Here is a 19,120-nt window from a genome sequence, read left to right as displayed (position 1 = left end):
TCGCACGGTTATGCAGGGATTGCTTAAGCCACACCGCCTCAGATGACGAGGACCGCCTTGCCGCCACGGTCTTCGAGGTCGAGCATCTGCGGTAGTTCGACCAGCGGGCGGGCGATATCGACGGGGACCACCATGTCACCCGCGACCACGCGTTGCAACACCCGCCGCAACTCCGCCGCATCCCCGGTGGGCTCGACGTTGCCGCCCTGTAGCCCGCGGGCGCGCAGCGATTCGACATCGGCGGCCCCGACCGTGCTGAACACCTTGCCGCCGGTCCGGACGACCCGGCTCAGATGGGTCAGGGTCGCGGGGGCGGATATCGGATCGAACAGCACGTCCACGCCCTGGGGATGGTTGTCGCGAATCTGATCGACCACGGGCGCCTCGAGGTAGTCGAGGACCTCGGTCGCGCCCAGGCGGATCATCCGATCGGTGTCGTCGGGCCGGGCGACGGCGATGACCCGGGCGCCCGCGATGGCCGCGAGCTGCATGGTGAACGTGCCGACATCGCCCGCGGCGCAATTGATCAGAACCCACTGCCCCGGGGCGAGTTCGGCCGCGTCGACCAGCCGCTGCGCGGTGAGCCCGGCCGTGGGCAGCGCCGCGGCCTGCACGGTGGCGATCCCCTCGGGGATGCGTGCGACGGTGCCATCCGCGGGCGCGGTGGTGTATTCGGCGAAGCTGCCGTGTCCGGCGCGCGGGGCCAGGAAGGTGCCCACGACCCGATCGCCGACCGCGAAGGCGGTCACATCCTCACCTATCGCCGATACCGTGCCCGCGCCGTCGATACCCGGGATCATGGGGAAATCGTGCGGAAGTCTGTCGGCGAGCAGGCCGTCGATGAGCATTCGGTCGTAGGTGGTGAGCCCGGCGGCAGCGAGACGGATCAGCATCTGCCCCGATCGGGCGTCGGGAGTCGGCATCTCGGTGTGTTCCGGGGTGCCACCGAACTCGCGTACCACCATCGCGCGCATCGTCGCTCCGATCCTTTCCGGACGGAAACTTTCTGGTCACAGGGGTTGAGGATTACTCGGACGGCCCCGGACATCGTATGTGGCGACGACCGGATCGTTACGTAAGCGAGGGTTGTCGGTTTGTTTGGGCGCGTAGATTCGGCCCGGGGTCTTTTGGACGTTGCGAAGTACGCCGAAATTTTCCAGACTTGAGCGGAACAGACTCAACTCCCGCGACGTTGGATCTGTCGTAAGCGACCAGTAGGAAGGTGACCGTGGACTCGTTCAATCCCACCACCAAGACCCAGGCGGCCCTGACCGCCGCCCTGCAGGCGGCCTCGGCCGCGGGCAACCCGGAGATCCGTCCGGGCCACTTGCTGGTGGCGTTGCTGGATCAGACCGACGGCATCGCCGCCCCCCTGTTGAAGGCCGTCGGTGTCGACCCGGCAACGGTTCGGCGCGAGGCCCAGGACATCGTCGATCGGCTGCCGCGAGCCAGCGGCGCGACCACCACCCCGCAGCTCGGCCGCGAGGCGCTGGCCGCCGTGACGGCCGCGCAGCACCTCGCCACCGAACTCGGCGACGAATACGTCTCGACCGAACATCTGATGGTCGGTCTGGCCGAGGGCGATTCCGATATCTCCCAGTTGCTGCTGAAGTACGGCGCGAGCACCGACGCGCTGCGTGAGGCGTTCACCGCCGTGCGCGGCAACGCGCGGGTCACCTCGCCCGATCCCGAGGGCAGCTATCAGGCGCTGGAGAAGTATTCGACCGATCTGACCGCCGCCGCGCGCGAGGGCAAACTCGATCCGGTCATCGGCCGCGATACCGAGATCCGCCGCGTCGTACAGGTTTTGAGCCGGCGCACCAAGAACAATCCGGTGCTGATCGGCGAGCCCGGCGTGGGTAAGACCGCGATCGTGGAGGGCTTGGCCCAGCGCATCATCGCCGGCGATGTGCCGGAGTCGCTGCGCGGTAAGCGGCTGATCTCGCTGGATCTCGGCGCGATGGTCGCGGGTGCGAAATACCGCGGCGAATTCGAGGAGCGGCTCAAGGCCGTGCTCGAGGAGATCAAATCCAGTGCGGGACAGATCATCACATTCATCGACGAGCTGCACACCATCGTCGGCGCCGGAGCCACCGGCGAGTCGGCCATGGACGCGGGCAACATGATCAAGCCCATGCTGGCCCGCGGCGAGCTGCGCCTGGTCGGCGCGACCACCCTCGACGAATACCGCCAGCACATCGAGAAGGATCCGGCCCTGGAGCGCCGATTCCAGCAGGTGCTGGTCGGTGAGCCGTCGGTGGAGGACACCATCGGCATCCTGCGCGGACTCAAGGAGCGCTACGAGGTGCACCACGGCGTGCGCATCACCGACTCCGCGCTGGTGGCCGCGGCCACGCTCTCCGACCGCTACATCACCTCCCGGTTCCTGCCGGACAAGGCGATCGACCTGGTCGACGAGTCGGCCTCGCGGCTGCGCATGGAGATCGACTCGCGCCCGGTGGAGATCGATGAGATCGAGCGCGCGGTGCGTCGCCTCGAGATCGAGGAGATGGCGCTGGCCAAGGAGACCGACGAGGCCTCCAAGCAGCGACTGGAGAAGTTGCGCTCCGAACTCGCCGACGACCGCGAGAAGCTCAATCAGCTGATGACCCGTTGGCAGAACGAGAAGCAGGCCATCGACTCGGTGCGCGTGATCAAGGAGCAGCTGGAATCGCTGAAGGGCGAATCCGAGCGCGCCGAACGCGACGGCGATCTGGGTAAGGCCGCCGAACTGCGCTACGGGCGAATCCCGCAGTTGGAGAAGGAGTATGCCGAGGCCGAGCGGAAGGCCGGGGCCGCCCCCGACGGGCAGGTGATGCTCAAGGAAGAGGTCGGCCCGGACGATATCGCCGAGGTGGTGTCGGCGTGGACCGGAATTCCCGTGGGCCGCATGCTCGAGGGTGAGACCCAGAAGCTGCTGCGCATGGAGGAGGAGCTGGGCAAGCGGGTCGTCGGACAGTCCGCTGCCGTCACCGCGGTCTCCGATGCCGTGCGCCGCGCCCGGGCCGGTGTCGCTGATCCGAATCGGCCGACCGGATCGTTCATGTTCGTCGGACCGACCGGTGTCGGTAAGACCGAGCTGGCGAAGGCGTTGGCGGACTTCCTGTTCGACGACGAGCGCGCCATGATCCGTATCGATATGAGCGAGTACTCCGAGAAGCATTCGGTGGCTCGCCTGGTCGGTGCGCCGCCCGGATACGTCGGCTACGACCAGGGCGGTCAGCTGACCGAGGCGGTGCGGCGGCGGCCCTACACGGTGGTGCTGTTCGACGAGATCGAGAAGGCCCATCCGGATGTGTTCGACATTCTGCTGCAGGTGCTCGACGAGGGACGGCTCACCGACGGCCAGGGCCGCACGGTCGACTTCCGCAATACGATCCTCATCCTCACCTCGAATCTGGGTGCGGGTGGCGAGCGCGAGCATGTGATGAACGCGGTGCGTTCGGCGTTCAAGCCGGAATTCCTCAACCGGCTCGACGACGTGGTGATGTTCGAGCCGCTGAACGAGGAGCAGCTCGAGGACATCGTCGACATCCAGCTGGCGCAACTGCAGAAGCGCCTGGCCCAGCGCCGGCTGAAGTTGGATGTGAGCGATTCGGCACGGTTCTGGCTGGCCGTGCGCGGCTACGACCCGGTCTACGGCGCCCGCCCGCTGCGCCGGCTCATCCAGCAGGCCATCGGCGATTCGCTGGCCAAGGAACTATTGGCCGGTGAGGTGGCCGACGGAGATCTGGTGAAGGTCAATGTCTCCCCCGATGGGGATGGGTTGATCGTGGGCCGATGAGGCGTCGGCGGGGTCTGGGGGTTGGCCACTCCCCAGGCCCCGCCACGTGTAAAGACGGCATGTATTCGACATCTGCACCTACCCTGGTTCGCATGACGAATCCGAGCGACCCGTGGGCGCAGCGACCGGATTCGCCCGATGCGCCGACCGAGCAGGTCGGAGTGCCGGGCCGGGCGGGCGAGGTGCCACGGCACACATCGGAGTACTCGGATGCGTACGGGTACGGGAGCAGTCCGGCCGAGCCGACCCAATACTTCGAGCAGCCGCCCGGACCCAATGCCACCCGGGAGATGCCCGCGTACGACACCCAGTGGGGCGCCTACGAGAGCGGATACGGCGCGCCCGGAGGGTATGAACAGCAATGGAACTCGCCCGGTGCGCCGCCGCCGGGCGGGCCTTACGGTCCGACGGGGCTGCCGGTGCAGCCGCCCCGGCGTAAACGGACGGGATTGTGGATCGGGCTGACCCTCGCGCTTTTCGCGGTGGTCGTGCTGGGCGGAATCGCATTCGGTCTGTGGCTGGCTGGCAACGATTCGACCAGCACCTCCGCCTCGGGCACCACCACCCGCTCGGTCCCCACCCGAATTCCGGTGATCCCGCCGCAGCGCACCCCCAACGGCACCCAGCCGAGTATGCCGCCGCTGCCGGGCCTCGGCGATATCGATAGTCTCGGCGCCACGATGGGCACGATCAGGTCCAACGACGGCGCCACGCTGACCATCGACTCACTGCTCGGCGCGACCGTCACCGTGCACACCGACTCGAAAACCCAAGTGGTGAGCTCGGGTTCGGGCAAGGTTGCCGACCTGCACATCGGCGATATGGTCGTGGTCCAGGGTGACAAGTCCCCGGATGGTTCGATCCTCGCGAAGATCATCATCAGCACGGCCCTGAGCGGTCCGCGCTAGTTCCGCCCCGAACACGGGGTGCCGCGAGACCCCCTGCGGACACCGGTAGCTCTAGACTCGTGCTTGATGGCGATGACGGCGATGTGGTTCGGGCTGGCGGCGATCGCACTGGTTGGTGCGATCGTGCTGCTGTATTTCGATCGGCTCCAGCGACAGCGGACCGGTCACGTGCGTCAGGTGTGGGCGAAATCGCAGGGCTACACCTATGTCTCGGTGGAGCCGTCGCTGGCCTCGACCTGGCGGCGGGGTGCGATGGCCAAACTCGGCTACCTCTCCGCGGTCGACGTGGTCTCCGGTAACCGCCGCGGCGAGAAGTTCGTGCTGTTCGATCTGGAGGATGCGGCGACCCTGGTCGCGGTGCGTCGCCAGATCGGTTCCGATATCGATATCGACCTACGGCTGAAGACCGCCGCGCCGCCCAAGGACGCCGATCTGGAACTGCTCGGCGCGATCGGCGATCGGGTCGTGTTCGCCACCAATCCCGATATCGCCCGCCACGCCGTCGATCAGCGCATGGTCGCCTTCATCGAAACCCTCCCGGAGTCGGTGCAGCAGCTGTGGAGCGAGGGCAATTGGACCCTGGGCATGCTTCCGGTGGGCACCTCCGCCAAGGACTGGGAGGCTGCCATCGATGTGGTGCTGCGGCTGTCGGGTCTGCTGCATGTGCTGCCGCCGGTGGCCGGTGATCACGGCCGCGGTGAGGCCGAGAGCCACGAACCGCGCCCCCGCGCCGCCGCGACCCCCGAACCGGAGGGGGCCCCCGCCCACCCGGCCGGAGCCGCCCGCGTCCTGCCGCCGCAATCGCCCGAACCCGAGCCCGATTACGACGACAACTACCGCTACGAATACCGCGACGAGGACGCCGAGGACTACACCCCGCTGGTCAAAGACATTGCGGGCGAATCCGATTCGGAGCCCCCGCGCCGTCCCGCGCTGGCCGTCGTACCCGATCCCCGCAACCGCGTTCGGCGCAATTGGCCACCGGCCGAGGAACTGCCCGACGACGACGAGGCGGGCGCGGACGAATTCGAGGACACCTTCGTCGAGGACGAGCTCCCCGATCGACCCGGGGGACCGTTCCATCCCGGATTCCGCCCGTATCAGGGCCCCGCACCCCGGTGACCCCACCCGCCGCGCGTCTGCCCGGCACCTCCCGACCCGTCGCACAGGTCACCGCCCCCGCCTCAGACATCGGGCAGGCGCATGTCCCGCGGGTCCGGTCGGCGCTGAATGCCACCGCCGTGATGGAACTCACGCGCGCGGCGCTGCCCGCGATGATCGGCTACGGGGCCGCCGAGGCCCACGTCATATTCTTTACCGAGGGCCCGGCCGCGGAACCAGCCGGGCGTGCGCACCGAATTCCACCGGCGTGCCGGTATCGAGGTGTCGTCGCTGCCGAAACCGTTGTGGCTCGGCGACCTGGAGAAGAACCGGGTGATCAGCGTGCCCGGTGTGCAGTACAAAGCGCTGACGGCGGTCGCCGGACTGCTCCCGCGGTCCTTCAGGGCCGCCTCAACCGAGGCATCTTCAACGCATCCGGAAGGATTGAACATGATCGAGTCGACCGCGGACCGAGATAGATTGGCCGAGCTCGTCCGCGAGCTCGCCGTCGTACACGGCAAGGTCATCCTGTCATCGGGTAAGGAGGCCGACTACTACGTCGACCTGCGCCGGGCCACCCTGCAGCATCAGGCCGCCCCGCTGATCGGCAAACTGCTGCGGGAGCTGGTGTCGGACTGGGAGTTCGACGCCGTGGGCGGACTCACCATGGGCGCCGATCCGGTGGCACTGGCCGTCCTGCACGCGCCCGGTCGTCCGCTGGACGCGTTCGTGGTTCGCAAGGCCGCCAAGACCCACGGCATGCAGCGTCAGATCGAGGGTCCCGATGTCGCCGGCAAACGCGTTCTGGTGGTGGAGGATACGACAACAACCGGCAACTCCCCGCTGACCGCCGTGCGCGCGCTGCGCGACGCCGGGGCGACGGTGGTCGGCGTGGCGACCGTCGTGGACCGCGAGACCGGCGCCGATCAAGTGATCGCCGCGGAGGGTCTGGAGTACCGCTCGATCCTGAGCCTGAAGGATCTTTCCCTCGGCTGAACCCCTCCTGCGCTGGGCCGACGGCGTCTGCGGCCCGGCGTGAGAAGCGCATCACGCGCTGGGCCAACCCGACGGGCTGGGTTAGCCTGGACGCTGTTGGTCCGTCAGTGGTGAAGGGTCGTGTGAGGCACCGTGGTGAGCATTGCAGTGAACAGGGGTCGCCAGAATGTCGCGATGCTCGGCATCGGCGCCTACCGACCCAAGCGCATTGTCAGCAACGCCGAGGTGTGTGAGGTTCTCGACTCGACTCCGGAATGGATCTTCGAGCGCACCGGCATCCGCAACCGCCGCTGGATCAGTGGTGAGGAGACCCTGCGCTCGATCGCGGCGGCCGCGGGTGAGCGGGCGATCAGCAACAGCGGCGTCGACCGGACCAAGATCGGCGCCGTTATCCTGGCCACCTCCAGCTGGTTGAAACTGACTCCGCACGGCGCGCCCTCGGTGGCATACGACCTCGGTATCAATGGCATTCCCGCCTTCGACCTGACCTCCGGCTGCGGCGGATTCGGCTATGCCCTCGGGGTGGCCGCCGATCTGATCCGCGCCGGATCCTCGGAGTACGTGCTGGTGATCGGCGCGGAGACGATGACCGTCGGCCTCGACCCGACCGACCGCGGCACCGCGATGATCTTCGGCGACGGTGCGGGCGCGGTGCTGGTCGGGCCGAGCGAGGAGAACGGCATCTCCCCGACGGTATGGGGCAGTGACGGCGAGAACGCCGAGGCGATCTCGCAGGATGTCGACTTCCTCGAATTCATGAACAAGGCCCAGGCCATGCAGGGCACCGATCCGGCGATCGAGCCAATCGGCCGGATGTCGCTGCGGATGGAGGGGCAGCGGGTGTTCCGCTGGGCGGCGGTCACGCTGCCGCGGGCGCTGTCCACCGCGCTCGAGGTGTCCGGGGTGGCCATCGACGATATCGAGGTCTTCATCCCGCATCAGGCCAATGCCCGGATCAACGAGCTGATGAAGAAGAATCTCGGCCTCGCCGACGATATTCCGATGGCCAACGATATCGAGAACACCGGCAACACCTCGGCCGCCTCGATTCCGTTGGCCATGGAGGAGATGCTGGTGACCGGCAAGGCCAAGGGCGGGCAGCTGGCCCTGGTCCTCGGCTTCGGCGCCGGACTCAGCTACGCCGGTCAGGTGGTCACGCTGCCGCCCGCGCCCGCCGAGCCGAGCTTCTGATCGCCGATGGTTCGTCCCTTTCGCGCGGCCTACGTCGGCGCCGCGCTGGTCACGGTCTACGGCGCGGTCAGCGGTCGCGAACGGCTGCAGTGGTTTTCGAAACCGCTGCTGATGCCGCTGCTGGCGGCCGATGCGCTGCACGGCGGTCGCGCGCTCGCCCCGGCGGATCGGACCCTGCTGCTCGGATCGCTGGCCGCCGCGACGGTCGGTGACGTGCTGTTGATAGATCCCGACGACGATCGGCGATTGGTCGCGGGCGCATCGTCTTTCGCGGTGATGCAGGCCGGATATTCGGCGCTGTGGTTGCGCCGCGGCGCGCGGCCGCGGGTGCGGGTGGCCGTGCCGCGCCTGGCGGCCTGGCTCGGTGCGGCCGGGCTGCTACGGGCCAAGGCCCCGAATCTGGCTGTGCCGCTGTCGTCCTACGGAGTGACACTCGGGACGGCGGCCGTACTCGCCTCCGATCCGCGACTGGCGCCTGGGGCCGAAAACATTGCGGGAACCAATATCCCGTCCCGCGACCCGCGCAGTCGCCTCGGCGTGGGCGCGCTGCTGTTCACCGTCTCCGACGGTCTGATCGTCCTGCGTCGCCTGTTCGCCCGGGGTGCGCGGTCCCGGCGGGTGACCGAGAGTGTGATCCTGTCGACCTATGCCGCGGCCCAGTACCTGCTGACCGATCCGCGCGTCCACGAAGTCACAGACAGAGCATGATGCGGTCGCGGTCGGAGGGGTCCACCCGGATCGAAATGGTCTCTCCGACAATGATTCTCGGTCGATCGATCGGGGCAACGTCGAAGACGATGGTGCCGCGGTAACTTTCCGAGCCCGGTACGGTCAGGCGCAGATCCAGTTCGGCCAGTTCGGTGTGATGGTCGGTGGGTTCGAGCGGGTGGATCGCCTCGATGGTCGCCCAGCCCTCGAGCCCGTGGCGCAGCAGGCGGCGGTCGGCGCGGGTGGGACGCTGGGCCAGTAGCAGGCCGAGGCCGACACAGGATCCGAACGCGCCGACCAGCGCGATCAGTTGGAACGGCCACGTGCCGGGCGGCGTGTGACGCACGATCCAGCCGAGCCAGAACGCGAGCAGAACCAGGTACCCGACGGTCACGCCGAGCACGGTGCGAAGAATGCGTGTGTGGTCCATGAGACCCCTCCACCGCTTCCGGAACTCCAGGATAGGCGCGGTGTGGGGCCGGTGTTCACGACTTGAGCCGCAATACCGCGAGCACCCGGCGGTGATGCAGATCCGACGGCGGCAGCTCCAATTTCAGGAAGATATTGCCGATATGCTTCTCGACCGCGCGCTCGGTGACGGTCAGCGCGTTGGCGATCGCCGCATTGGACAGGCCCTGGGCCATGAGTTCGAGTACCTCGCGTTCGCGCGGGGTCAGCCGGGCCAGCGAATCCTGTTGTCGTGCGGCGCCCATCAGCTGACTCACCACTTCCGGATCCAGGGCCGTGCCGCCGGTCGCGACCCGGCGCAGCGCGTCGACGAATTCCCGGACGTCGGCGACCCGGTCCTTGAGCAGATAGCCGACCCCGTTCGCACCGCCCGCGAGAAGTTCGGTGGCATAGCGGGTTTCGACCCACTGCGAGAACACCAGCACCCCGGTCTCGGGGAATTTCCGGCGCAGTTCGATGGCGGCCAGCAGGCCCTCGTCGGTGAACGTCGGCGGCATCCGTACATCGACCACCGCCACATCGGGCCGGTGTTCGGCGATGACCTCGCTCAATCGGGTTGCGTCGCCGACCATGTCGACCACCTCGTGGCCGCGGTCGGTCAGCAGTCCGGCCAGCCCGTCGCGCAGGATAGCGCTGTCCTCGGCGATCACGATGCGCAGTGGCTTTGCTGGTGCGTTCATTGTGGCCCCGCAATCGGAAGGGTCAGGGTGACGACGGTCGGACCGCCCACCGGGCTGTCCACGGTCAGGTTGCCGTCCACCGCGCGGGCACGCGCGGCCAGGCCCGAAAGTCCGCCCGCCACAACGGCCTCCCCATTCGGCGCGGTGGGCTGCAGGACGCCGCCGCGGCCGTTGTCGCGCACGGCGACGGCCATGGCGCCCGCCTCGGCGGGCAGCACCGTGACCCAGGCCCGTTCGGCCCCGGCGTGTTTGACGACATTGGTGAGCAGTTCGGCGACCGAGAAGTAGGCGATGGCCTCGATCGCGGGGGACGGCCGCCGGGTCAGATGCATCCGCAGCTCGACCGGTATCGCGCAGCGGGCCGCGAGGGTTTCCAGCGCCGGTTCCAGGCCCAATTCCAATGCGGGCGGATGGATTCCACGCACCAGCTCCCGCAGTTCGGTGATGGCCTCCTTGGAACTGGCCCGGGCGTCGGCGATCAGGGTCGCGGCGTCGGCGCCCTCGGCGATGCGCTCCTCGGCGCGGCCCAGGGTCATGGCGATGGTGACCAGCCGGGCCTGGGTGCCGTCGTGCAGATCGCGTTCGAGTCGGCGCAGAGTGGCGGCGGAATCCTCGACGGCGACCCGGCGGCTCTCCTGCAGTTCGATCATGCGGCGATCGCGCGCGGTGGGCGTCAACAGGGCCAGGGTCAGCAGCCGGTGCACCCAGCAGACGCCCCGGATCAGCCACGGCAGCAGGAAGCAGGCCAATACGCCGACCGCGGACATGCCCAGGGCCCGGGGCCAGGTGTCGATGTAGTAGTCGCCGAACTGGGCCAGCGAATGATGGACGTTGCCCTCGGCGTCGACATTGGTCGGATTCGCCAGCGCCCACGGAACCACCGAGATCGCGGTGAACACCGTCATCGCGATGGTCACCATGATCACGTAGCCGCCGAAGAAGCCGAGGGCGACCTCGGCCACCAGGAAGACCAGCGCGCGCCACGAGGTGAGATCGGTGAAGACGCTGCGGAACCAGCCGAACAGCCCCGGCCGCGGCTGGAACGGCGGCGGCGCGGGAATCGGGGTGTCCAGCAGCGCGCCCGACAGCGTGCGATAGATCCGTCCCCAGACCCGACCGCCCAGCAGCACCGCCGCGAGCGGGATGCCGAGCAGGAAGATCGAGGCCCCGGCGCTGATGGGATACATCATGAGGATGTAGAGCATCGCGAATCCGCCCAGCACCATGACGACCAGCAGATAGGCGAACTCCTTCCAGGTGCGGGCCTGGAAGGGGGCGCGCAGGAAGGTGCGCGCCACGCGGCCGGACCGCTCGCCCGAGGGTGCGGCGATCGGCTCGGTATAGGTCTCGGTCATAGGTTCCATGCTGGTCGTCGCGACGTTCGCGGGCGAGGGAGCAGCCCACCGAATCGGTGGTGGGGGCAGCCACACCCCGGGGACGAGCCTAGCCCGCCGCTACGATGTCGCCCGTGAGTTGTCCCCCGCCCCCGCCGTCATGAGCACCGCCGTGCCCGAGGATCATCAGCTGCCCGGCCCCACCGAATGGGGTGAGCATCCGCACGGTGTGGGGCCGTGGGCGGAGGAGTTCGGCACGCCGCCGCCGGAGGATCCGCGCCTGGATCCCGAACTGCTCGCGCACGGCGATCGGCGCAATGTGGTCGATGCCTATCGGTACTGGCGGCGTGAGGCGATCGTCTCCGATATCGATCGTCGCCGCCACCCCTTCCATGTGGCCATCGAGAACTTCGGGCACGACGCGAATATCGGCACGGTCGTGCGCACGGCCAACGCCTTCGCCGCGGCCGCGGTGCATATCGTGGGTCGTAGGCGCTGGAATCGCCGCGGCGCCATGGTCACCGACCGCTATCAGCGCATCGAACACCACGCCGAGGTGGCCGATCTGCTGACCTTCGCCGAGCGCGAGGAGCTGATGGTGGTCGCGGTCGACAATATCCCCGGTTCGGTCCCGCTCGAGACCGCCCGGCTGCCGCGCAACTGTCTGCTGCTGTTCGGACAGGAGGGTCCCGGCGTCACCGAGGACGCGAAACAGGCCGCGGTCATGACCGTTTCGATCGCCCAGTTCGGTTCGACGCGCAGCATCAACGCCGGGGTGGCGGCCGGAATCGCCATGCACGCCTGGATTCGGCAGCACGCGGATCTGACCACGGCCTGGTAGCTATTCCGCGCGCAACGCCGCGCCGGTGATCGAATCCTTGTGCTTCGCAAGGTCTTCCGGGGCGCCCTCGTAGACGACCGAGCCGCCGCGGCGGCCCGCTCCGGGGCCCAGGTCGATCACATGGTCGGCCGCGCGGATGACATCGAGGTTGTGTTCGATGACGACCAGGGTGTTGCCCTGTTCGATGAGCCGGTCCAGCACGCTGAGCAGCGTATCGATATCGGACAGATGCAGTCCGGTGGTCGGCTCGTCCAGGACGTACAGGTCGTGTCGCTCGGGGCGGGCCAGTTCCTTGGCGATCTTCAGACGCTGACATTCGCCGCCGGACAGTGTGGTCAGCGGCTGGCCGAGGCGCAGATAGCCCAGGCCGACCTCCTCGAGGTGACACAGCGCGCGGGTGATGGCGGCATCCGACAGCCGCCGTACGGCATCGGCGACGGTCAGATCGTCGACATCGGCGATATTCAGGCCGTCGACCCGATATTGGAGTACCTCGTCGGTGAAGCGGCGGCCGCCGCAGGCCTCGCAGACCGTTTCCTGACCGTCCATGAAGGCGAGGTCGGTGTAGATCACGCCGATGCCCTTGCACACCGGACACGCACCCGCGGAGTTGGCGCTGAACAGCTGGGCGCTCACATTGTTGGTGCGCGCGAACAGCTTTCGAATCGCCGTGGCGACGCCGGAATAGGTCAGCGGCGTGGAGCGGCGGTTGGTGGTGACCGGGCGCTGATCGACGATCGTGGCCGGATGCTGGGCCACCAGTTCGGCGGCCAGACTCGATTTACCCGAGCCCGCGACGCCGGTCAGCACGGTCAGCACGCCGGTCGGAATATCGACGCTCACCTCGCGCAGATTGTTGCGGGTGGCGTTCTCGACACGCACCTTGCCGGTCGCCTCCCGGGGCGTGCGCGGGCTGCGGCGCGACCGCAGCGCGCGGCCGGTTGGGGTGTCGGCCTTCGCCAGGCCCGGGAATTCCCCCTCGAAGATCACCCGCCCGCCGTCCGCGCCCGCGGCCGGACCGACCTCCACGATATGGTCGGCGACCCGCATCACATCCGGATCGTGCTCCACCACCAGCACGGAATTACCCTTGTCCCGCAGGGATTTCAGCAATCCGGTCGTGGACCGCACATCGTGTGGGTGCAGGCCCACGGTCGGCTCGTCGAAGATGTAGAGCATCTCGATCAGGCTGCTGCCCAGATGTCGCACGGTCTTGATGCGCTGGGATTCGCCGCCGGACAGGGTGGTGGTCCCGCGGGCCAGCGACAGATAGCCCAGGCCGATCGCGGTCATGGCGGCCAGCTTGTCGTGCAGCGCCGACACCACCGGGGCGACCTCGGAATCGCGCACGTCCAGTACGAGTTCGGCCAGTTCCTCGACCTCCATGCGGGTCATCTCGCCGATGGTGCGCCCGAGTACGCGCGCCGAGCGGGCGGCCGGTTCCAACCGGTCGCCGTGGCAGTCCGGGCAGGTCCGCGAGCGCGTGAAGCGATCCAGCACAGCCTGTTTGCGGTCGGACAGATTATCGGAGGTGTGCAGGAAGATGCGCTCGAACAGCTCCACCACACTCTCGTAATCCTTCGGCAGTCCGAGCCGCTTGGCCGCCTCGCCGCCGAACAGCAGCGCCTCGCGTTCGCGTTTTCCCCAGTCCCGCAGCGGTTTGTCGCCATCGAACTGCTCATAGCCGAGATAGCGGCGCAGCCAGTACTTGCCCTCGCTGAAGCCGGGCATCAGGATCGCGCCCGCGGCGAGCGACAGTTCGTCGTCGACCAGTTTGGTCACATCCGGGGTCAGGGTTTCGCCGAGTCCGGTGCAGGTCGGGCACATCCCGGACGGATCGTTGAACGAGAAGTGGGTCGACTCGCCCACGAACGGCTCGCTGATCCGCGAGAACAGCAGGCGCAGATAGGTATACGCGTCGGTGATGGTACCCACGGTCGATCGGGCATTGCCGCCCAGACGCTTCTGATCGATCACGACCACCGGTGACAGCCCCTCGATCAGATCCACCTCGGGCCGATCCCAGCGCGGCAGGCGATTGCGGATGAACGGCGGATAGTTCTCGTTGACCTGATATCCGGCCTCGGCGGCGATCGTGTCGAACACCAGCGACGACTTCCCCGAGCCGGACACTCCCGCGAAAACCACCAATCGGTTGCGTGGCACGTCGATGTCGACGCCGCGCAGATTGTTCGTTCGTGCTCCTCGGATGCGGATGTCCTGCCTCGTCATCGGATTCATACCTCGACGCTAATCGGAGATGCGGACGGATTATGACCGCATTTACGGGAGAATGGACGTATGTCGGATACCACCCGTCGCATGCTCGAACTCCTCGCCCATCTACAAACCGGGCGGCGATTCGGCGGTACCGAACTGGCCGAGCGGCTGGGAACCAGTCCCCGGACCGTGCGCCGCGATATCGAACGGCTGCGGGAGTACGGCTATCCGGTCGCGACCCAGCCCGGCCCGGGCGGGTTCTATCGGCTCTCGGCCGGGCCCACGCTGCCGCCGATGGTCTTCGACGATGACGAGGCGATCGCGACGGTCGTCGCGCTGGGCATGCTGGCCACCGCGGAGTCCTCGGGCATCGGCGGGGCGGCCGATCGCGCCTTCGGCAAAATCGATCAATTACTGCCGAAACGCCTGCGCGCCAGGGCCGTAGCCCTGCGCAGCACGCTGGAGGCCGCGACCACGCGGGCCCCGTCGATCGATCCCGAACTGCTCGCGCGGCTGGCGGCGGCCGCCGCACACCACGAGCATGTGAGCTTCACCTACACCGCGCGCGACGGCGCGACCAGCGATCGGCGTGTGGAACCGTATCGCCAGGTCTACCGGCATCTGCGCTGGTATCTGCTGGCCTGGGACCGCGATCGCGCGGATTGGCGCACCTTCCGCATCGACCGGATCGCCGAGCTCGCCGCGCCCGGAACGACTTTCGAGCCGCGGCCGCTGCCCGCGGAATCGGCGGAGGCCTATCTGCGCTCCGAACAGAGCGCCCCGCGCCATCGCGCGGTCGCCACGGTCCGGGCGGCGGCCGATGCCGTCGCCGACGCCCTCAAATTCCAGGAGTGCGTCGTCGAGCCGATCGATGCGCACTCGTGCTCGGTGACCACGTGGGTCGACTCCTTCGAATGGCTGATTCTCAATCTGGCACTGCTCGACGCCGACTTCGTCATCGAACAGCCCGAGGAGTTCCGTCGCCGCTGCGCCGAGCTCGCGGAGCGGCTCGACGCAGCGGCCGGATCGCGGTCGCGACACATCGGGGTAACAAATCGGGAGCGAGCCGGCAAACGGGCTGGCACCATTGACCCATGATCTCGCGGAGTGATCAACCCACCCCGGAGGTGTGGGGCCAGCGGGCCGATCTCGCCGAATCCGCGATCGAGTCCCGGCATCTACGCCGACTGTGGGCGGCCCCGGGTACCGAACTCGGCGTGGTGGGCTGGCCGGCGACCCGGCGGGAACGGGCCTTCGCCTCCTGGCACTACTGGTGGCAGGCCCATCTGATCGACTGTGCGGTCGACGCCGCCAATCGCGATCCGTCCCCGGCCCGCAAGCGGCGCGTCGCCGCCCTCGCGCGTTCGCATCGGCTGCGCAACCTCACCGGCTGGACCAACAACTACTACGACGATATGGCCTGGCTCGCGCTGGCGCTGGAACGAGCGGAGCGCACCCAGGGCATCACCGAGGTGCGCGGCGGTCTGATCGCGCTGGAGAAGGATCTGCTCACCGGCTTCAATCCGCAGATCGGCGCGCTGCCGTGGCGGAAGAACTCGGATTACTACAACGCGCCCGCCAACGGCCCGGCCGCGATCGCGCTGGCCCGCTTCGGCCACTACGACCGCGCCGCCGATATCGCCGACTGGCTGGACAAGACGCTGCGCGATCCGGAATCGGGCCTGATTCTCGACGGGATCCATCTGCCCGGGGGCGAGATCGAGCGGCCGGTGTTCAGCTACTGCCAGGGCGTGGTGCTCGGGCTGGAGACCGAATTGGCCGTGCACACCGGCGATTTCGGACATATCGAGCGGGTGCGGCGGCTACTGCGCGGGGTCGAGGAGCGGATGACCGAGCGCGGCATCGTCACCGGCGGCGGTGGCGGGGACGGCGGCCTGTTCAACGGCATCCTGGTCCGCTATCTCGCGCTGGTGGCGCTCATGCTGCCGGGGACGCAGGCCGATCAGGCAGAGGCCCGGCGGTGTGCCGCGTCCATCGTGAAGACCTCGGCCGCCGCGGCCTGGGAGCATCGCCTTCAGGTCGAGGGCGAACCGCTGTTCGGATCCGACTGGTCCAGGCCCGCCCAACTGCCCACCGGCCGTTCGGGCGCTGGGTATTTCACCGCGGGCGGTTCGGTGACCGCCTCCCGCACCGCCGAACGGGATATGTCCGTTCAGCTTTCGGGATGGATGTTGATGGAGGCGGCCTACCTGGTGACGGCCGCCGGGTTCTAACGCGACTCCGACTGCGCCGGGATCGGCTGGGTTTCCAGGTCGAAATCCTCGACGGGGCGCGCCATTTCGATGCGGTACTGACGAATGCCCAGTACAGTTCCCGCGATCAGGCCGACCACCAGCGTGCCGATCACCGCGGGCAGCAGCCAGGACACGCGATCGAGGAAACCGCCCGCGTAGAAGCCGATCAGCAGCAGCACCGGCGCCCAGATCACCGCGCCGATAGAACTGGCCACGGTGTAGCGGCGATGGTCCATCCCCGCCGCGCCCGCGATCAGCGGGCACAGCGTGCGCACCCACGGAATCCACCGCGCCACGAGCACGGCCAGGAAACCGTGCCGCTGCAGCAGTTCGGAGACGCGATTCAGATTGCGCGTGTTGATATATCGCCCGTTCTTGCGGGCGACCAGGCGGTGGCCGGTGCGATGGCCGACGACGTAACCGACCTGGTTACCGGCGATCGCGGCGATCATGGTCGCGATCGCCAATCCCCAGACCTGGGCGTGGCCGGTTTCGTGGGAGGCCAGCACGATGCCTGCGGTGAGCAGCATCGAGTCGCCGGGCAGGAACAGGCCGATGATCAGTGCGCACTCGAGGAACACGAAGACGAGGACGACGGTCCAGACGAGTGCCGGCCCGGCGGACTGCAGCGGATCGAGTCCGCCCAGTGCGAGGGGTAGCGGCGTGGTTGGCAAGGTGTCAGCGCGTGGGTTCGTTGGACGGGACGGGGGTTTCGTCGATCTCGAGGACCGGTTCGTGATTGCGCAGCTTCTTCGCGATCGAGATGATGCCGGGCAGGATCGAGACGAACACGATGAGTAGGAAGATCGCCTCGACGTGGTCGCGGATGAATCCGACGTTGCCGAGGAAGTAGCCGAGGACGGTCACCCCGCCGCCCCACAGAATGCCGCCGACGATGTCGAAGGTGAGGAAGGTGCGGTAGTCCATCTTCGACACACCGGCCAGCACCGGCATGAACGTGCGCACGATCGGCACGAACCGGCCCAGGATGATGGTCTTCGGCCCGTACTTCTCGAAGAAGGCGTGCGTCTCGGTGACGTAGCGCTGCTTGAAGAAGCGCCCGTCCTCCTTGTGGAACAGCGCGGGACCGATGGCCCGGCCGATCCAGTAGGCGCACTGATCGCCCGCGACCGCGGTGATCGCCACGGCGGGCACCAGCACCCAGATCGAGACGGGCGGATGCGTATACGCGGCCAACATGCCACCGGTGAACAGCAGCGAGTCGCCCGGCAGGATCGGGAACAGCAGGCCGGTTTCGATGAAGACGATGACCAGGATGGCCGGAAGCACGGCGTTCTTCAGCCATGTCTCCGTGAGAAGGTGCATGGGGTCGAGCAGCGCTTTGATTCCGGAGCTACTCGCGACAGCATCAGATATGGCCAGCATGGTCACGGCCACCACAGTACCGGCCACCTCGCTATCGCACAGAACGTCGGGGCAACCTCACAGGCCGATCCCAGTCCCCTGCACGCTCTCGGCAGGGGTGTGATGAGGGCGGCTTTCGCCCATACCGCCCCGGAAATTAGGGTATGACCTGACAGAACGTTCATCGCCGCACAAACGGAGGTCACTCAAGTGCCCATCGCGACTCCGGAGGTCTACGCCGAGATGCTCGGTCGGGCCAAAGAGAACTCCTTCGCTTTCCCCGCGATCAACTGCACATCGTCGGAGACGATCAACGCGGCGATCCGCGGTTTCGCCGAGGCCGGCAGCGACGGCATCATCCAGTTCTCCACCGGCGGCGCCGAATTCGGCTCCGGCCAGGGCGTGAAGGATATGGTGACCGGCGCGGTCGCGCTCGCGGAATTCGCGCATGTGGTGGCCGCGCGCTACGACATCACCATCGCGCTGCACACCGACCACTGCCCGAAGGACAAGCTGGACACCTTCGTGCGCCCGCTGCTGGCCATCTCGCAGGAGCGTGTCAAGGCCGGGCAGAACCCGCTGTTCCAGTCGCATATGTGGGACGGCTCGGCGGTGCCGATCGACGAGAACCTCGAAATCGCCAAGGAACTGCTGAAGCAGACTGCCGCGGCCAACATCATCCTCGAGGTCGAGATCGGCGTGGTCGGCGGTGAGGAGGACGGCGTCGAGAACGCCATTAACGAGAAGCTCTACACCTCCTCCGAGGATTTCGAGAAGACCATCGACGCGCTCGGCGCGGGCGAGAGCGGTAAGTACCTGCTGGCCGCGACCTTCGGCAATGTGCACGGTGTGTACAAGCCGGGCAATGTGAAGCTGCGCCCGGAGGTGCTGGCCGAGGGCCAGCGCGTGGCCGCCGCCAAGCTGGGCCTGGGCGAGGGCGCCAAGCCGTTCGACTTCGTCTTCCACGGTGGTTCGGGCTCGCTGAAGTCCGAGATCGAGGATTCGCTGCGCTACGGCGTGGTGAAGATGAACGTCGACACCGATACCCAGTACGCGTTCACCCGCCCGATTGTCGGGCACATGTTCGCCAACTACGACGGTGTGCTGAAGATCGACGGCGAGGTCGGCAACAAGAAGGTCTACGACCCGCGCAGCTACCTGAAGAAGGCCGAATCCGGAATGGCCGCGCGCGTGGTCGAGGCGTGCAACGACCTGAAGTCCTCCGGCAAGTCCGTCAGCGCGAAGTAGGCGACGGGGCGAGAGTGCGGC

At 67.7% G+C, this 19,120-nt stretch carries 18 protein-coding genes; 10 read left to right on the top strand and 8 right to left on the bottom strand.

Features of this window, described 5'->3' with window-relative positions; translation table 11 throughout:
- Positions 1-38 precede the first annotated feature (38 nt).
- Positions 39-965, bottom strand: a complete 927-nt coding sequence (locus tag NP4_RS37210; protein WP_245998465.1) for an NADP-dependent oxidoreductase — start codon at positions 963-965, stop codon at positions 39-41.
- Positions 966-1,228: 263 nt separating this feature from the next.
- Between NP4_RS37210 and clpB the strand changes: the two genes are divergently transcribed.
- From clpB to NP4_RS37195, 3 genes are all read left to right on the top strand, one after another.
- Positions 1,229-3,784 carry an ATP-dependent chaperone ClpB gene (gene clpB / locus NP4_RS37205; RefSeq protein ID WP_068008554.1) on the top strand — a complete coding sequence of 852 codons (2,556 nt, stop codon included), beginning with the start codon at positions 1,229-1,231 and terminating at the stop codon, positions 3,782-3,784.
- 92 nt (positions 3,785-3,876) lie between these two features.
- The gene (locus NP4_RS37200; RefSeq protein ID WP_068008496.1) at positions 3,877-4,692 is read left to right on the top strand and encodes a DUF5666 domain-containing protein; all 816 of its coding nucleotides are present in this window, start codon (positions 3,877-3,879) and stop codon (positions 4,690-4,692) included.
- A 66-nt stretch (positions 4,693-4,758) separates the two neighbouring features.
- Positions 4,759-5,814, top strand: coding sequence for a TtfA family protein (locus NP4_RS37195; protein ID WP_373863899.1), 1,056 nt, complete (start codon positions 4,759-4,761; stop codon positions 5,812-5,814).
- A gap of 62 nt (positions 5,815-5,876) precedes the next feature.
- On the opposite strand, the gene NP4_RS41400 is transcribed toward NP4_RS37195, so the two are convergent.
- On the bottom strand, positions 5,877-6,245 hold the full coding sequence (locus tag NP4_RS41400) for a hypothetical protein (protein WP_156524972.1): 369 nt from the start codon (positions 6,243-6,245) through the stop codon (positions 5,877-5,879).
- Here NP4_RS41400 and pyrE point away from each other — a divergent pair.
- From pyrE to NP4_RS37180, 3 genes are all read left to right on the top strand, one after another.
- Entirely contained in the window at positions 6,244-6,789 is a 546-nt protein-coding gene (gene pyrE / locus NP4_RS37190; protein ID WP_068008546.1) for an orotate phosphoribosyltransferase, read from the top strand. The genes NP4_RS41400 and pyrE overlap by 2 nt on opposite strands.
- A gap of 132 nt (positions 6,790-6,921) precedes the next feature.
- A complete protein-coding gene (locus NP4_RS37185) occupies positions 6,922-7,980 on the top strand; it encodes a beta-ketoacyl-ACP synthase III (protein ID WP_068008493.1) in 1,059 nt (352 codons plus the stop codon).
- A gap of 6 nt (positions 7,981-7,986) precedes the next feature.
- Positions 7,987-8,688 carry a lysoplasmalogenase gene (locus tag NP4_RS37180; RefSeq protein WP_068008489.1) on the top strand — a complete coding sequence of 234 codons (702 nt, stop codon included), beginning with the start codon at positions 7,987-7,989 and terminating at the stop codon, positions 8,686-8,688.
- On the opposite strand, the gene NP4_RS37175 is transcribed toward NP4_RS37180, so the two are convergent.
- From NP4_RS37175 to NP4_RS37165, 3 genes are read right to left on the bottom strand one after another with little or no spacing between them, the layout of a single operon-like run.
- Positions 8,672-9,118: a hypothetical protein gene (locus NP4_RS37175; protein ID WP_068008485.1), complete on the bottom strand. Its 447-nt coding sequence runs from the start codon at positions 9,116-9,118 to the stop codon at positions 8,672-8,674. The two genes, NP4_RS37180 and NP4_RS37175, sit on opposite strands and share 17 nt — an antisense overlap.
- A 55-nt stretch (positions 9,119-9,173) precedes the next feature.
- Positions 9,174-9,836 carry a LuxR C-terminal-related transcriptional regulator gene (locus NP4_RS37170; RefSeq protein ID WP_082876557.1) on the bottom strand — a complete coding sequence of 221 codons (663 nt, stop codon included), beginning with the start codon at positions 9,834-9,836 and terminating at the stop codon, positions 9,174-9,176.
- Complete coding sequence (locus tag NP4_RS37165) at positions 9,833-11,191, bottom strand: sensor histidine kinase (protein WP_245998467.1); 1,359 nt, start codon at positions 11,189-11,191, stop codon at positions 9,833-9,835. Before NP4_RS37165 ends, NP4_RS37170 begins: the two co-directional genes overlap by 4 nt.
- 139 nt (positions 11,192-11,330) lie before the next feature.
- Here NP4_RS37165 and NP4_RS37160 point away from each other — a divergent pair, with 139 nt between their 5' ends.
- Positions 11,331-12,011: a TrmH family RNA methyltransferase gene (locus NP4_RS37160; RefSeq protein WP_068008478.1), complete on the top strand. Its 681-nt coding sequence runs from the start codon at positions 11,331-11,333 to the stop codon at positions 12,009-12,011.
- On the opposite strand, the gene NP4_RS37155 is transcribed toward NP4_RS37160, so the two are convergent.
- A complete protein-coding gene (locus NP4_RS37155; protein ID WP_307598987.1) occupies positions 12,012-14,252 on the bottom strand; it encodes an ATP-binding cassette domain-containing protein in 2,241 nt (746 codons plus the stop codon).
- 60 nt (positions 14,253-14,312) lie between these two features.
- Here NP4_RS37155 and NP4_RS37150 point away from each other — a divergent pair, with 60 nt between their 5' ends.
- The gene (locus NP4_RS37150; protein WP_245998469.1) at positions 14,313-15,329 is read left to right on the top strand and encodes a helix-turn-helix transcriptional regulator; all 1,017 of its coding nucleotides are present in this window, start codon (positions 14,313-14,315) and stop codon (positions 15,327-15,329) included.
- Positions 15,326-16,465 carry a glycoside hydrolase family 76 protein gene (locus NP4_RS37145; protein ID WP_068008468.1) on the top strand — a complete coding sequence of 380 codons (1,140 nt, stop codon included), beginning with the start codon at positions 15,326-15,328 and terminating at the stop codon, positions 16,463-16,465. Before NP4_RS37150 ends, NP4_RS37145 begins: the two co-directional genes overlap by 4 nt.
- Here NP4_RS37145 and NP4_RS37140 read toward each other — a convergent pair.
- On the bottom strand, positions 16,462-17,160 hold the full coding sequence (locus tag NP4_RS37140) for a DedA family protein (protein ID WP_068008464.1): 699 nt from the start codon (positions 17,158-17,160) through the stop codon (positions 16,462-16,464). The genes NP4_RS37145 and NP4_RS37140 overlap by 4 nt on opposite strands.
- A gap of 4 nt (positions 17,161-17,164) precedes the next feature.
- Entirely contained in the window at positions 17,165-17,863 is a 699-nt protein-coding gene (locus NP4_RS37135) for a DedA family protein (RefSeq protein ID WP_082876560.1), read from the bottom strand.
- Positions 17,864-18,061: 198 nt separating this feature from the next.
- On the opposite strand from NP4_RS37135, the gene fbaA reads away from it, so the two are divergent.
- Positions 18,062-19,099, top strand: coding sequence for a class II fructose-bisphosphate aldolase (gene fbaA / locus NP4_RS37130; RefSeq protein ID WP_068008461.1), 1,038 nt, complete (start codon positions 18,062-18,064; stop codon positions 19,097-19,099).
- Positions 19,100-19,120: the final 21 nt, after the last annotated feature.

Origin of the sequence: Nocardia pseudobrasiliensis NBRC 108224 (genome assembly GCF_001613105.1) — a bacterium.
In the GTDB taxonomy this organism is placed as follows: Bacteria; Actinomycetota; Actinomycetes; order Mycobacteriales; family Mycobacteriaceae; genus Nocardia; species Nocardia pseudobrasiliensis.
This window is presented reverse-complemented; position numbering and strand designations above follow the sequence as displayed.